The sequence below is a fragment of the Pleurocapsa sp. PCC 7319 genome (assembly GCF_000332195.1).
Taxonomy (GTDB): Bacteria; Cyanobacteriota; Cyanobacteriia; order Cyanobacteriales; family Xenococcaceae; genus Waterburya.
The window spans coordinates 82,446-95,366 of record NZ_KB235920.1 but is presented as its reverse complement, the minus strand read 5'-3'; the positions used below and the strand labels follow the sequence as shown (position 1 = coordinate 95,366).

At 40.2% G+C, this 12,921-nt stretch carries 13 protein-coding genes and 3 pseudogenes; 8 read left to right on the top strand and 8 right to left on the bottom strand.

Going from position 1 to position 12,921, the window contains the following annotated elements; translation table 11 throughout:
* Positions 1 to 437 precede the first annotated feature (437 nt).
* The 3 genes and pseudogenes from PLEUR7319_RS0104135 to PLEUR7319_RS43375 all read right to left on the bottom strand — a co-directional run.
* A pseudogene (locus PLEUR7319_RS0104135) lies at positions 438 to 896 on the bottom strand (transposase); the annotation flags it as partial.
* 8 nt (positions 897 to 904) lie between these two features.
* Entirely contained in the window at positions 905 to 1,297 is a 393-nt protein-coding gene (locus PLEUR7319_RS0104130) for a hypothetical protein (protein WP_019503935.1), read from the bottom strand.
* Between the two features lie 67 nt (positions 1,298 to 1,364).
* Positions 1,365 to 1,577, bottom strand: a pseudogene (locus PLEUR7319_RS43375) (2TM domain-containing protein); the annotation flags it as partial.
* A 51-nt stretch (positions 1,578 to 1,628) separates the two neighbouring features.
* Between PLEUR7319_RS43375 and PLEUR7319_RS34225 the strand changes: the two are divergent.
* Together PLEUR7319_RS34225 and PLEUR7319_RS0104120 are read left to right on the top strand one after the other, a co-directional pair.
* Positions 1,629 to 2,774: an IS4 family transposase gene (locus PLEUR7319_RS34225; RefSeq protein ID WP_019503934.1), complete on the top strand. Its 1,146-nt coding sequence runs from the start codon at positions 1,629 to 1,631 to the stop codon at positions 2,772 to 2,774.
* A 95-nt stretch (positions 2,775 to 2,869) separates the two neighbouring features.
* Entirely contained in the window at positions 2,870 to 3,262 is a 393-nt protein-coding gene (locus PLEUR7319_RS0104120; RefSeq protein ID WP_019503396.1) for a hypothetical protein, read from the top strand.
* A gap of 52 nt (positions 3,263 to 3,314) precedes the next feature.
* Here the strand turns inward: PLEUR7319_RS0104120 and PLEUR7319_RS42520 are convergent.
* The 4 genes and pseudogenes from PLEUR7319_RS42520 to PLEUR7319_RS0104095 all read right to left on the bottom strand — a co-directional run.
* A pseudogene (locus PLEUR7319_RS42520) lies at positions 3,315 to 3,835 on the bottom strand (ISKra4 family transposase); the annotation flags it as partial.
* Between the two features lie 247 nt (positions 3,836 to 4,082).
* Positions 4,083 to 4,439: a DUF86 domain-containing protein gene (locus PLEUR7319_RS0104105; protein ID WP_019503931.1), complete on the bottom strand. Its 357-nt coding sequence runs from the start codon at positions 4,437 to 4,439 to the stop codon at positions 4,083 to 4,085.
* 13 nt (positions 4,440 to 4,452) lie between these two features.
* The gene (locus PLEUR7319_RS0104100) at positions 4,453 to 4,749 is read right to left on the bottom strand and encodes a nucleotidyltransferase family protein (protein ID WP_019503930.1); all 297 of its coding nucleotides are present in this window, start codon (positions 4,747 to 4,749) and stop codon (positions 4,453 to 4,455) included.
* Between the two features lie 131 nt (positions 4,750 to 4,880).
* Entirely contained in the window at positions 4,881 to 5,432 is a 552-nt protein-coding gene (locus tag PLEUR7319_RS0104095) for a recombinase family protein (protein WP_019503929.1), read from the bottom strand.
* A 424-nt stretch (positions 5,433 to 5,856) separates the two neighbouring features.
* On the opposite strand from PLEUR7319_RS0104095, the gene PLEUR7319_RS0104090 reads away from it, so the two are divergent.
* From PLEUR7319_RS0104090 to PLEUR7319_RS0104070, 5 genes are all read left to right on the top strand, one after another.
* Complete coding sequence (locus PLEUR7319_RS0104090; protein ID WP_019503928.1) at positions 5,857 to 7,230, top strand: AAA-like domain-containing protein; 1,374 nt, start codon at positions 5,857 to 5,859, stop codon at positions 7,228 to 7,230.
* 274 nt (positions 7,231 to 7,504) lie between these two features.
* Complete coding sequence (locus tag PLEUR7319_RS0104085) at positions 7,505 to 7,885, top strand: hypothetical protein (RefSeq protein ID WP_019503927.1); 381 nt, start codon at positions 7,505 to 7,507, stop codon at positions 7,883 to 7,885.
* Positions 7,886 to 7,976: 91 nt separating this feature from the next.
* Positions 7,977 to 8,363 (top strand): hypothetical protein, encoded by a 387-nt coding sequence (locus PLEUR7319_RS0104080; RefSeq protein WP_019503926.1) that lies wholly within the window; start codon positions 7,977 to 7,979, stop codon positions 8,361 to 8,363.
* Positions 8,364 to 8,439: 76 nt separating this feature from the next.
* Positions 8,440 to 10,740, top strand: coding sequence for a TOMM precursor leader peptide-binding protein (locus tag PLEUR7319_RS0104075; protein ID WP_019503925.1), 2,301 nt, complete (start codon positions 8,440 to 8,442; stop codon positions 10,738 to 10,740).
* A gap of 135 nt (positions 10,741 to 10,875) precedes the next feature.
* Positions 10,876 to 11,985, top strand: a complete 1,110-nt coding sequence (locus PLEUR7319_RS0104070; protein WP_019503924.1) for an amidohydrolase family protein — start codon at positions 10,876 to 10,878, stop codon at positions 11,983 to 11,985.
* 304 nt (positions 11,986 to 12,289) lie between these two features.
* On the opposite strand, the gene tnpA is transcribed toward PLEUR7319_RS0104070, so the two are convergent.
* On the bottom strand, positions 12,290 to 12,712 hold the full coding sequence (tnpA, locus tag PLEUR7319_RS0104065; protein ID WP_019503279.1) for an IS200/IS605 family transposase: 423 nt from the start codon (positions 12,710 to 12,712) through the stop codon (positions 12,290 to 12,292).
* Between the two features lie 64 nt (positions 12,713 to 12,776).
* Here tnpA and PLEUR7319_RS40485 point away from each other — a divergent pair.
* A partial coding sequence (locus PLEUR7319_RS40485; protein ID WP_158441811.1) for a helix-turn-helix domain-containing protein occupies positions 12,777 to 12,921 on the top strand: 145 nt, incomplete at its 3' end.

Below are 12,921 nucleotides of genomic sequence, written 5' to 3'. Positions count from 1 at the left end.
ATCCCTACGCAGCTAGAACTCGCTCAAAATGCTCGTCACGGATATCGCCGTTTAGCGATCTCAATGGTTTTAGCTATCATCACAATTGGCTTCACAATTTGTTGATTGCTAGCTCGATGAACGGTCGCCAAACCCTTCAAAGTGGTTGATCCACAAAATCCGTTAGAACCAGACCGAATCAGCCTTCGAGTTTTATCAAAGAATTCGTGGTTATTGGGGTGTAGAAAATAAAGTTCACTATGTTCGCGATGTTACTCAAGGAGAAGACAAATCTAGAATTCGTACCTTACCATTACCTCAGATTTTAGCGATCGCACGTAACTTAGCTCTCAATTTATATCGAGATTCTGGATTTGACAATATGGCTCAGGCACAACGTAAATGCCAATTCAGTTTAAAACAGATTGCTTCTCTTTTTAGAATGAAATAGCCCTGAAGGGAAAAGTAATATTCTCATAGATTCCATAAGCGTTAACTGATACTATTCCATTGTCTATTTTTCCGACGCTTCCTAAATATTGCCTGGCTACATAATCTGTTTTTTTTCCTTTCTTTCTATCTCCTGTTTCATCAATAATTACTGTGATTTTCTGATTTTTTAAAGCTTCTAGAGTTAAAGTTAATCTTTTCTCTTTTAATTTTGTTACTGACCAAGGTGAATTGGCTAAAAAATGGTGCAATGATTGAGATGATTTAATTCCTACTACCTTTGCTATTTCTGGTAATGATTTTCTTTTTATTGGTGAGATGATTCCTTGATGTAAATATTTAAAACATTCATAATTTCTTACATCATCAAATAAGTCATTATAAGCAGAGCAATATCGATCTATGATGGAAACTGTCGGTCTTGGCGATCTCTTTAAATGCTTGAGAATATGTAGTTCTACATCCATTGCTCTATCTAACTCACAGCTAAGCTCGAACTTTTTTTATTGTAGTTCAATTCTCGGAAAGTGACAGAAGAGGGATAAGTACCATTCCGCGAATCCAGTAAGGCTTTTAGTTGCGAATTTTGAAAGTTGCGATCGAGATATTCTTTGGTTGTTTGTCGGCTAATCTTACCGAAGGTACGTGTTAATAGCTTGTAGATCGGATTCAAAAAACTCGGTAATGATGAGGACATCGCCTCAAGTTCACTCCAAGTCTGAATTTTTTTGAGATCTGCAAAGTATCTTTTGACGGCTGCTTCCTCTTCTGGAAACATCTCGATCAGATCGAACTGATATTTTTGCGGATCGGCAGATACTTCAAAGGTAAAGTCGGGATAGACAAATACATCAAACGGATCTGGCATTTTATTCCAGCGGAGTTTTCCCTCTCTTCAATGAAATATGTATGCTGAAATTGCTTTTTGCGGGGATTTATCGTTTACATTGGAGAAAATGCACCTTTTTCTCGTCTCTGACTGAAGAAGCACACAATCCGTCAATTGTGACTCCCAAACCCCAGCCAAGAATTGGATAGACACTCCAGAAATAACGAGGTGTAGTAACGAAATTGAGCAATACTAGAAATACACTGACAGCTAAATAAGGAATTAGATGGAATCTGATAAATACTTTTCTCCTTTTTGCTCGTTTTTGGTTGGCTTCTTGTCGCTCTAACCAAACTTTTTCTGCTTAGCAGTGGGAGATACAACCTATCTCGATTACAAAAAAATCCTCGACAAAAGAGCCGAATATGGACCGATTGGCAATGGGGGAAATGGACTAATTCTACATAGCACCTTAGCCCTTGATGCCGACAATGGACAACCAATAGGATTACTAACAGAAAAACTGTGGCATCGAGAGCATGAAGAAAAAGGGGAAAATCTAACGAAGAAACAGAGGAAGAAAAAACAAGCAGAAGCCAGAAAACGCCCAATTGAAGAGAAAGAATCTTATAAATGGATAGAAGCTCTCAAAGAAGTCGAAAAACTCTTAAAAATCTCCGTTCCAGAGCCTACAAGGCCCAAAATTATCCATGTATTTGACCGAGAAGGGGACATTGCGGAAGTCTTTGCTCAAGTCAGTAAAACCTCAAATACAGGGTTAGTAGTAAGAGCAGCACATAATCGAGCACTTGAGGGAGAAAACAGTTATCTATGGTCATGGCTACCATCCCAACCGATCAAGATGGAAGTAGCGATAGAACTAGCCAAAACCAAACAGAGGACAGAGCGAATCGCAGTTTTGGCAATTAGATATGCACCTATTAAACTTCGTAGTCCCGCCAGAATTAAAGAACCAGAATCTTTTGAAGTTTATGGGGTTTATGCCGTAGAAATTGACCCCCCAGAGGGCTGTGAACGCGTAGAATGGATGATCTTGACTACAGAACCCGTTACAAATGAGGAACAGGCACAAACCATTTTACGGTGGTACACTTACCGTTGGCGAATTGAAGAATATCATAAAATTCTCAAGTCAGGATGTAAGGCGGAAAGCTATCGTCTATCTGGAAATAGTATGCAGGTATTATTAGGATTTTTAACAAATATTGCGGCACAATTGTTAAAAATGACTTATTTAAATCGAACCGAACCAGAAGCACCGGCATCTTCGGTTTTAAATGAGGTACAACTTGAGGTTTTAGCTGCCAAAGGAAGAAAATCAGTCCCCGTAGTAGATTTGACGGTAGCCTGGGCGATGCAAGCTGTAGCTCGTTTGGGCGGTTACTTGAGTCATCGAAAGAAAAGTAATATTGGTATTACCGTTTTATGGCGCGGATTTTTAGAATTGCAATCTTTGTGTGAAGGATGGCAATTACGCTCCCATTTTAAAGTTTAGGAGGGAGTTGATTGCTACGAGGTGCGGGAGTAGGATAAGGATTTGGTTAGCGAACTTTATTACATAATGAATTAGGACTTTTTCTGGTCTTAACTATGCCCAATGCCCGTCAACAGAAGGATGTAGCCAGTCGTCTAGATGAACTTAAACATCTTCTCAAACAACTCCAACAAGATATTGAAGACATCCGCTCTGAAGGAGAAATTGCTCCGTCTGGTTGTTGGATTGTCCGTTACCAAGCCAAAGGACAAAAGGGGGGTCGTTATTGGTATTACAAATGGATGTCCCATGAACCGATTTTTGTCACCAAAAATGGGACTCCATCTCGTCATCGATATTTAGGCAAAGCTGGAAGTAAAGATTATTTGAACGCGGTTGAAGCTCTATCTCGTCGTGGCCGAATTGAAGCATTGGAGCGAGGGATGAGTACACTTTCAATGGGGTTGGAGGATTTGGTAGAGGAAGCATCAAGATTCAGCAAAGGTTAGCGAACATTGTTACCTAACTTATACTCTTTTCCAAAGATGCCGTGAAAAGTCAGCGCCAAATACAGGGTTCTTCTTTGGTTTCTGTTCTCAAACGTACTTTGCCACCATCTAAACTAATTTCAGTTACTTGTGCTTCACATTCTCCATCGTTAAATTGATGTCGATGAACTAATCTCTGCTGAGTTCTGCCTGAAACTCTCATTCCTGTATAACGTAATACATCTTCTGCTGCGTTTTCGTAGGATACATTGGCACTGGCTCTAAGACAACATTCAATCAAATACGGGCTAATTCTTTGATGAGGCTTAATTTTTAAACGATCTGCTTGTTTCTCGCTAATTGGTAATTTTCCAATAATACTTTTTAGATTTCTAGTTCTTCCTGATGTTGTTCCTGTAGCTTTTGAGATGAAAAAAATCCAATTTGAGGACTAATATACTGGAGCGTTTGTTTTCTTACTGTTTCTTCTATTTTGCTTAAGGTTTCTACTTGTTCTGGCTCGGTCTGTTTGTAGAGAATTTTGGCGAGCGCATTGATATGTCTTTTTAGCTCTTTTTCTTCTTCTGGTGTCATCTATTTATTGTTTCTAAATTTCACCTCCATTTTATCTTTAAGGGGAGTGTACTTTTCTATTTAGTTCATTTGTTCTAACGAAATTGACTTGCTCCCGATCAATTCAGCGATCAGCTCTGCTGGTGCGCTCCGCGCAATCGCCCGTTCTCGGATTCACCAAAAGAGGGCAAGAGCCCATTTAATTCTGAAAGTTACAAAAGCGGATATACTCAAGATATCGACGATGGTTAAAACCTGACTCAATTAACTAATCTGATGGAAAATCGTTAATAATCTTTGTCACTACTTGTTTAAGAGCAGTCAAATCACCACCAGGCTCAAGTATTGACCAGACGGTATTGAGGTCTATCTTCCAGTAGACGTGGGCTAACAAGTTACGAAAGTCAACAATGTCACGCCACGGAATTTCAGGGTGTTGCTGCTTTAGCTCGTCTGGCAACTGGTTAACAGCTTCCCCGATAGTTTGCAGTCGAAATAGAGTACCATCTTGCAGCGAAGGAGTATTAAAGAACTCTTCTTTACCTACGCCAATATAAGATTCTATCCTCTCAATGGCACTGAGAATATCCTGAAGAAAAAGTAGAGTTTTTCTTTTGTTTTTCATTCATGTTGTCCTCCTACAAGTTTTCCAAAGGAATTGCCTCTTCTAACACTTCATCGCGCATCATTGGATGAAGTACAGTGCTTTGGGCAACGTCTACTTCACACCCCAGCAGTTCTGACAAGGCGCGAATCAGACGAATTAAGTCAAAGACCGTTTGTTCGGAGGAGACATCAATTAGAAAATCAACATCACTGTCTTCCGATGCTTCCCCTCTTGCTACCGAGCCAAAGACTCTTATGTTCGGTGCATGATGACGTTTTGCCAACTCTAGTATGTCATCGCGATAAGCTCTTAGTTGTTCTATTTCCATAGATAAAACCTAATTTACCAACATTTTGATGGTTATATTGTTTTAAACCAACTATGTAACTTCATAAAGACAAAAACACTTATTCTGACTTTTTCTTGTTTACATAGTTAATGTGTCCCTTCTTAAAGTAGTTATTCTTCATCCAGAATTTTATACACTGTAGACCGCCCTATTCTAAGTTGCTTGGAGATCGCAGTTGCCCCTATTCCCTCTTCATAAAGACGAATTACTTTATCGCGATCAATACTTCTTTTCCTACCAAACTTAACCCCCTTGGCTTTAGCTTCAAGCCTCCCCTCATTAGTGCGCTCTAGGATTCTTGCACGTTCTGCTTCTGCTACAGCAGATAAGATAGTTACGACCATTTTTCCCATCGTGCCTTCGGTGCTGATGCCATCATCGAGAAATCTTACAGCTACTCCCAGACTATCGAACTCTTTGATTAGGTTTATCATATCTGCGGTATCTCTACCCAAGCGATCGAGTTTGGTTACGAGTATTACATCCTCCTTCTCAACTTTGACCTTGAGAAGTTCTAACCCTTGACGCTCGCCAGCACTGCCCCCAGAAGTTTTATCGGTGAAGATGCGATTTTTTCTCACCTTTGCATCTTTGAGAGCTTTGATTTGAAGAGCGAGAGATTGTTGGGAGGTGGAAACACGAGCGTAGCCGAAGAGTCTCATAGAAAGTGTCCAATAAATCGATTAATAGACTGTACTGTACAGTAATAGCATAAAAAAGATTTAATAGACACACTTTTGGGGCGGTTTTGGGATGTCTATTAAGTTATAAATTAGTAGACAGGTACTTATTTGATTATCCATCGCTTTGACCTTTCTTCAGAACCCTCAATTACTCCGACTAGCCCTGCTGCAACACTACCCTATTTATCAATAAATATAAGTTTGGATTAAGCCTCTAAACACAGAAAAACAACATCACCAAAAATCTCACTAAGAAATTAAGGAAATAATAATTAATCTCAAGTTAAATAGTTTTTACGTATTATTATGTAGAAATGTAGAAACGAATTATACAATTTTAGAATTCGTTCGCAGCAGATAATAACAAGAAGTATCTGCCTAAAACTTAATTGTAGATAGGCTTATGAATCTAGATCGCGTCTGCCAAACTGTTAACTGTCAACTGATTGAAAGTCAAAATCATCCGCTCAGTTCTACAGAGATTACTATTCTCAGAGGCATCTGGCAGTATCAAACCTACACTCAAATTGCGATCGCAGCAGGTTACAGTCCAGGTTATTTTACTACAGTGGTTGCTCCAGAATTGTATCAGCGTCTGGCTAAAATTATCGGCCAGCGCGTGACTAAGAAAAATTGTCGTAGGCTGCTAGAGTCGCATATATGTCAAGGAACAATTTCACCAGTCCAAGATGCAAAACAAACTACAACTATACTTAACATTGATCGGGATACACTGCCATGCTATCCCAGTGGTTCAGTGCCTTTAAACTCCCCCCTCTACCTCAAACGCTCTTGGGAGTCACGGATCGAGCGCGAAATCGAGAAGCCAGGGGCATTAGTTAGAATTAAAGCTCCTAGAGAAATGGGCAAAACCTCATTAATGCTGAGAAACCTGGACTATGCTAAGCATTTGGGCTATCAGACAGTGAGTTTGAATCTAGAACAAGTAGAAAATTCAATTTTAAATGATTTGAATCTGTTTCTGCGTTGGCTGTGTGCCAATATATCTCGTCTACTCCAGCGCGAACCAAAGCTAGAAGAGTATTGGGATGAAGATTTGGGCAGTACAATTAGTTGTACTCTTTATCTTCAAGACTATATACTAGAGTCCCTCGACACTCCCTTGGTTTTAGCATTGGATGAGGTAAATAAGATCTTTGAGCATCCTCAAGTAGCCAAAGATTTTTTACCTTTGTTGCGTTCTTGGTACGAAGAAGGGAAAAGACTTGTTGTTTGGCAAAAGCTACGTTTAATTGTGGTTCATTCGACGGAAATCTATGTACCTTTGCAATTAGACCAGTCTCCATTTAATGTTGGTCTACCGATTCGGTTAGATGACTTTAATTTAGAAGAAGTAGAGCAATTAGCGCAACGCTACGGGCTTGAATGGAAAGATGGAACGCAAGCCAGCAGGCTTATGTCTCTGGTAGGCGGACACCCGGCATTAATTAACCTGGCACTATATTATCTTGGTCGCGAAGAAATGACCCTATCGCAACTACTAGAAACTGCTCCCACTGCTACGGGAATCTACGCCCACCATTTACAGCGTCATCGAATGACTTTAGAAAAAAACCCCGAACTAGCACAAGCTCTCGACCGCGTTTTGAGCGTTAGCGAACCCGTTGTGTTGGCTCCCATTAATAGTTATAAGTTAGCCAGTATGGGGCTAATTAAGCAATCGGGGGATAAAGCGATCGCCAGTTGCGAACTCTATCGACAGTATTTCAGCCAAAATGTACGGCAAAATCTTCTTCATCAAGCATCTCTTTTGTAACCTAATGGTTACTTGCTAGCTTCAAGGGAGTTATTTCCAATTATATAATTTTTTATGAGTTTTTCCATGAGGTTTATGAGTTTGAGCCAATAGAAATACAGATAATATCAAAACTTAGATGTTAAGTGGTTAACGATAAGCCTTATGTTCCAATATGAAGTTTGGATTCCTTACACTTGCTAAGACCAGAGTTCTTGTATTTACCTTCAGTCGAGGTAACTAGAAAAGAGCAATGTTCGTTAATTAATGTTTAAATTAAATTACTCGACAAATCATGAATCAATCACCCGCTCCCTATAACATTCTCAGCCCGAATAAAAAACTTTCTCAACTGATCGCCAAATCGTGGCTCGATGGAAACAGAATTCCTCTTGGCGATCGCAATTTTCTAATAAGTAACGATATTCTATCTGCAAAAGAAGCTGCATTTTTTGAGATTATAGTCGACCGAGAGCCTCCAGGACCTCCATACGAAGGTTACATAAATGCAGTGACCCGAAAAATTGCTATACCCTATCCTCAACGACCCAATGAAATTACGAATGAAGCTTTAAAGAGTTGGATTGATAGCCCCTCAGATTCCCCTCCTTGGATTCCAGATGACGAACAGTTGAGGTTTTTAATTCCCCTGACAACAAACTTTGTTGGGGAATAGCAACAAAAATTGGTTGAAGTTTTTTTGACATTCAATCGATTCACGTTCGTTAAATTCAAAGGCGTTGTAATTCAGATAAAGGATAAAAGTCATGGCTTTCAATTTTGTTAATTCCAATAAAAAACTTTCTCAATTAATTGCTAAATCGTGGTTGGATGGACAAAGGCTTGAAATCAATAAAAAATGGTTGCTAGAGCAAGGTTTCATCTCTCAGGAAGAAGCTCCGTATTATGACGATGAGATGATTTTGGTAGAGCAAACTCCATCTGAAAATCCAGATCCAAAGCATCCCAATGGACCTAAATACATCGGTATTATGACTTTAAAAGAAGAAGGAAAATTACATAAATATATACCCTATCCCGAACGACCCGATGCCGACTTAGTAAGTGATGAGGTCTTAGAGGAGTGGGTTAATAGCGACCCAGACTCCGCTCCTTGGCTGCCTCCTAACCCATATATACCCTACACTTGCTAAAACTAAAACTAAATTTTGCTTGAAGCGGGTGAGTAATTTAGGCAATAAAACTCTTCCTTAGACGATATGAGTCAATATGTTAAACAGACCAAAAGTCCAAAGAAGTTTTCACTCTTTAAGCTGGAAAACTTCTTTGGACTCAAAAAAATTACTTTTGCTATCTGAAAGAGATTCTGTTTTGTTGAGTGGTCATCTCAACGAACTGCTAATACCTTTATTGGACGGCTGTCATACGGTTGATGAAATTGCTGACCTGCTGCAAGAAAAGGCATCTGCTGCGGAGGTTTACTATGCTCTAATGTTGATGGAAAAAAAGGGCTACATTGCTGAAAGTGATGATACCTTACCATCTAACTTAACTATCTTTTGCGAGCATTTGAATGTTGCCCCCATCCTAGCCTATCGTCGGTTGCAAGCAACTAAAGTAGGAATTAAAACTCTAGGTTCACATCTTCCCGAATCTGAAATCAAAACTATACTCGAATCGATGCAGATTCAGGTTGCTGAAGTTGGAGACATTGCAGACATAGAGATTGTATTAACCGACGACTACTTGCAAGACGACTTGAAAACTTTTAATGAGGAAGCTTTGCGCCTTGGGCGACCGTGGATGTTGGTTAAACCATCAGGCACTATTGTTTGGATAGGTCCGATCTTTATCCCCAGGCAAACAGGCTGTTGGCAGTGTCTGGCTCAACGCTTGGGAAACAACAGACTAGTGGAAAAGTATCTCGAAAAACGGGGAGACATTTCATCCCCTTTCCCTCCTCCTTTGGGTTTCACCTCCTCTAGTTGGCAAACTGCCTTGGGTATGGCAGCTACTGAAATCTTCAAATGGATTGTTCTAGGGGAGAATGAACTGTTAGCAGGAAGCTTAATAACCCACGATGTTCTGACTCTAAAAACTCAAAATCACACTTTGGTTAAGCGTCCTCAATGTCTAAGCTGCGGAGAAATGGTCGCTGAGTTTAATAGAGAACCCTCACCTATTATTTTAAGACATCAGAAAAAAACTTTTACGGCAGATGGTGGACATCGTTGTTTATCCCCAGAAGAAACGCTGAGAAAATATCAGCACCATATTAGTCCCTTAACAGGAATAGTCCGAGAGCTAAGAAAAATACCTCAAAACTCCAATAATTTAGTTCATACTTATGTAGCCAGACATCATTTCTCGACGATATTTGATGATTTGAAAGTCTTACATCATATTGGGGGCAGAAGTGCGGGTAAGGGAATGAGCGATCGCCAGGCAAAAACTAGTGCCTTGTGCGAAGCTATAGAACGCTATTCTGGTGTCTTTCAGGGCGATGAAATTAGGTGTACGGGTAGTTATCAGCAAATAGGCGATCGCGCTATTCATCCCAATGACTGTATGAATTTTAGTTTAGAACAATATAACCAGCGTCAGGAATGGAATCGGAATTGTTCTAGCTGGTTTCAAAGAATTCCCGAACCTTTTGATGAAGAAAAAGAAATTGAATGGTCGCCAGTTTGGTCTTTAACTAAGCAGAAATTTAAGTATTTGCCGACTGCTTACTGCTACCACGGGTATGGTAACAAACAAAGACCTGATTGTTGGGCTGACTCCAATGGCTGTGCAGCAGGCAACACTTTAGAATCGGCAATCTTACAAGGTTTTATGGAATTGGTCGAACGAGACTGTGTTGCTCTATGGTGGTATAACCGCCTCAAAAAACCGAGGCTCGATCTAGATAGCTTTAACGAACCCTATTTCTCAGCCTTAAAGAAACATTACCAAGTGAGCGATCGCGAACTTTGGGTATTAGATATTACTAGCGACCTTAAGATCCCTGCCTTTGCTGCTATCAGTCGTAGACGCGATTGGGCTAACGCCCAGCAGACTGATCGCCAGGTTGAAGATATTGTTTTAGGTTTTGGCGCACATTTCGACCCCAAGATCGCAATTAGCAGAGCCTTAACTGAGGTTAATCAGATTCTACCCAACGTTTCATCTGTTAAAGCAGACGGTACTACCCTGTATCCTAACTCTTCAGATCCTCTCGCGGTTAAATGGTGGAAAACAGCAACTTTGAAAAATCAACCCTATCTTGAAGGCGATGAAAGTGTTCCTGCCAGAGTGGCTACTGATTATCCCCAATTTAAAAGCGACGATCTGCTGGAAGATGTCATAAACTGCCAGAAAATTGTCGAGCAGAACGGCATGGAAATGCTAGTACTAGATTTAACTCGTCCTGATATCGGATTAAAGGTAGTTAAGGTAATCGTTCCAGGAATGCGTCACTGGTGGAGACGTTTGGGAAAAGGAAGACTGTACGAAGTTCCCGTGAAAATGGATTGGCTAGAAAAACCATTGCCAGAACATCAACTGAACCCCTTTCCCATGTGGATGTAAACCACGCTGTTGAAACCTTTAGTTTCTAGGTTAACTGTTCGAGAGATTAGGGAAATAAATTGCTGGTCAACAAAAACTATTATTTTCTATGTGGATGCGGTTTAAGACCAAATACTGAAAATTAACTTTTATCTTATGAATAGTAAATATAAAATTATTGATGCCGATACTCACGTTTTCGAGCCTTTGAATATGTGGGGAGAGTATTTGGAATCTGAATATAAAAGTTTTGCCCCTTCACCCGATATGAAGATTGGGGGAGAAGATATTTACGGTCGAGTTTCCCAGCAAGCAGCGTCGCGATGGGCGCAGCAAATCCTTCAGGTTTACCCAGAGGCCAAGACCGAGGGTTTTACCAACCAACTGCATCTTTCGACCATGAAACAAATGGGAGCAGATATTTCATTTATTTATCCCACGGTGGGGTTATTTATTCTGGCAATGGATACCATGAAACCGACTGTAGCTGGAGCTTTTACCCGTGCTTATAATAATTGGCTATATCAATTTTGCAACTATGCCCCCGAGCGACTAAAGGGTGTAGGACTAGTCAATCTTCATGCTCCAGAAGAAATGGTTGCGGAACTGCATCGTATTGCACGGCTTGGCTATCTGGCAGTCTGTCTGCGCCCCAATCCAACCAAAGGAAGGACACTAAGCGATTCTGCTTACGAACCGTTTTGGTTCGCTTGTGAAGAATTGGGAATAGCAGTGGCAATTCATGAAGGAACTCATAGTCGCCTACCAACCACAGGAGCAGATCGCTTTGACAGTCGATTTGCCCAAAGAGCCTGCTCTCATCCAATGGAGCAAATGATGGCTCTACTGTCTTTGATTGAAGGGGGTGTATTAGAACGTCACCCTAACCTTCGGGTGGGATTTCTAGAATCTGGCTGTAGTTGGCTTCTATACTGGCTGTGGAGACTAGATGAAGAGTATGAATCCCACTATTGGGAAGTAAAGGATAACGTTAAAATGTTGCCTTCAGATTATTTTCGTCGTCAGTGCTATGTTGGGTTTGAGTTGGGCGAACCTTATCTAGAGCAGGTAATTGAGGCGATCGGTTCGGATCGGCTACTTTTTGGCTCTGATTATCCTCACGTTCATTGGGGAAGACAACAAGAAAAGGGAAAAGAGAAGCCCGGTCATTTGGACATCAAGCAGTCACTTGTAGAACAGCTACCCCAGGAAACAGTATCGAAAATTCTCTGGAATAATCCCGCACGTTTCTACGGCATAGACTAAAGAATTTCTTAGCTTGAAAGCCAGCAGAGTAAATGTAAAATTAAAACAACTTTAGTTCGGGATAAGAGAAATTATCGGTGAGGTTCAAACCTTACCCGACTAGCGAAATTATATCTGGTAGCTCTTAGGTCTTAGCTTGGGAGCAATCTCTATCAAATCCATCCCTTGAAAAATTTTAACTAAAAAGCATTTGTTAAGTCTTATCAAATAGGGTTTTTAGTTTAACAAAGTGTCGTACAGAATTCCCCATCTTCTTAAGTTGTGGGATGAATGCACGACAAATAACAAACTGCGCAGCATCCAATCAAGATTCTTTTCCACCTGACTGATTATCAATATACTGTTTGATGACTTCTAATGGTGCGCCGCCACAAGAAATAATACACTTGGAGTCATGCCATAATTTAGCATTTTTCCCCCAGTAATGTTGAGCTATTTCCTGGGGGTATTTTTTTCTCAAAATCCTACTACTTGCAGATTTGAGAGAAGATACCAAATTAGAAATATTGTTATTTGGATGTAAGTCAATAAGCAAGTGCAAATGGTCAGCTTCACCCTCGCAATTAGACAAAATTGAGTAGTTAGATTCTAGAATTCTTTGAAATACTTTTTTGGCATCCTTAATCATCTCCTTAGTCAAAACTTGGCGACGATATTTAGTCACAAAAATTACGTGCAAGTGAATAGAAAAAACAGAGTGTGAAGCTTTTCTTAAGCTAGTTGACATGACATCGACTGATTGTGATATGCTTTATCTTATCGACTGAAACATTAAATCTATTAAATCACATATGGCACTTAGAAGATACACATTTCGGCTGTACCCAAACAAGACTCAAGAAAGAGAATTGTTTGCTGCTCGTCGTCTTCATGGGTATCTCTATAATGCTTGTATCGCTCATCGCCGCTTTGAGTGGAAGAAAAATCAAAAAACTG